The organism is Escherichia sp. WS1265, from assembly GCF_046487585.1.
GTDB classification, from domain to species: Bacteria; Pseudomonadota; Gammaproteobacteria; order Enterobacterales; family Enterobacteriaceae; genus Escherichia; species Escherichia coli.
In genome coordinates this window covers 1-1395 of record NZ_JBJQJE010000077.1, presented here as the reverse complement: position 1 = coordinate 1395, position 1395 = coordinate 1, and the positions used below count along the sequence as shown (strand labels likewise).

The following is a 1395-nucleotide window of genomic DNA, read 5'->3' as shown; positions in this document are numbered from 1 at the left end:
GTCAATACGCACTTTCGTTGTCACGCCATCCACACTGAAGCCCTCCATCTGATCAATATATGGCGTATCCACACCGTTGAGATAAGCCACTTCAATCGTATCGGAGCCTTTGGACGCAGCCAGGTAGAAAGTGGTCTGGCTGTTATCATCAAGACGAGGCTCTGCAATAACGGTCGCAAAATCTTTCACCGGGTTAATAATACCGGCGTTAATGTCAGCCCCCTTGACACTTGAGGAGCGAATGACCTGGTTAGCAACAGACTCCATCGCCGTCGGTACCAGTACGAACGCAGGACGAATATTCAGATGACGCTCCCCCTCTTTCTGAACACGCATCAACTGGCGGGCTTTATCCAGCGATGCCACGTCCATTGCAGCGCTCTCCAGTACGTTTGCATGTTTCGCTTTATCGAACAGACTTACATTATCTGTGGAGATTTTCGGGTTAGACGTCAGAATGGCATAAACCAGATCGGCAATAGTGGATTTCGCCGCACGGCCCAGTTTCAACGGGACATCGGTCAGCATATTCAGATCATCATTGATAATGGCCTGACGGGTGATACTGAACAGCTCGCCATAGGTCGCCAGTGCAATAGTGGCCTGTTTATCTCCGGTGGTGACGTATTTATATTCCGCCCCTTCACGCACCTGACGCAGAGCACTGAAGCCCCCCATACCCACACGATGGGCAATTTTAAAATCAGACAACTGACCTTTCCGCGTCCACTGTTCATAGGTTTCAGGGGCATCTTCCCAGCCCTGCAGAATGGCTTTGTTCGCAACATCCAGCAGAATATTACCGAAGTCAGACGTACTGTGTGTGAACGCCGCACCGACCATCTGCATCGGGTTATAACTGGAAACCCCAATCCCCCGTTCAGTCAGTGACATACGAGCATATTCACGCAGGGTCATCCCGTTGTAGACATTATCACGTTCGGTTTTTTCAAATCCGGCACGCGCCATCAGCGCCTGGCGGATCCCGTCCCCCACAAAATTACCGTTACCGGCATAAATATGAGCCGGGGTATTTTTATTGGATGGCGTGGACTCGCGCCCCATCTCGTTCAACAGCTTGTCGCGGGCCTGCTCCAGCGAACATTCAGGATCGGCAAGACACTGAGCCTGCAGCGCCTGATAACGCCCGCCAAACATGGCAAACAAATCATTAATACCGTTTACACGCGCTTTTTGCTCTGCCAGTACCTGCGCACGGATACTGTTTTCATCCACCACGGGTGCTGCTGCCTGCACTGGCGTCCGGGAGGCTACAGGTTCATTATCCTGTACGCGTGGAGCACTGTTGCGTGGCGGAGTAATCATGTTTCGAATGGATTCCGGCATCTTTTTAAATTCCTCTGTACGTTTTGACTGAATACATGCCATTGCCTT

1 protein-coding gene is annotated in these 1395 nt (G+C 51.3%); it reads right to left on the bottom strand.

Going from position 1 to position 1395, the window contains the following annotated elements:
* Positions 1–1395 (bottom strand): ClpP-like prohead protease/major capsid protein fusion protein (locus ACJHX3_RS24845; RefSeq protein ID WP_410236247.1); only part of this gene is annotated, 1395 nt, incomplete at both ends.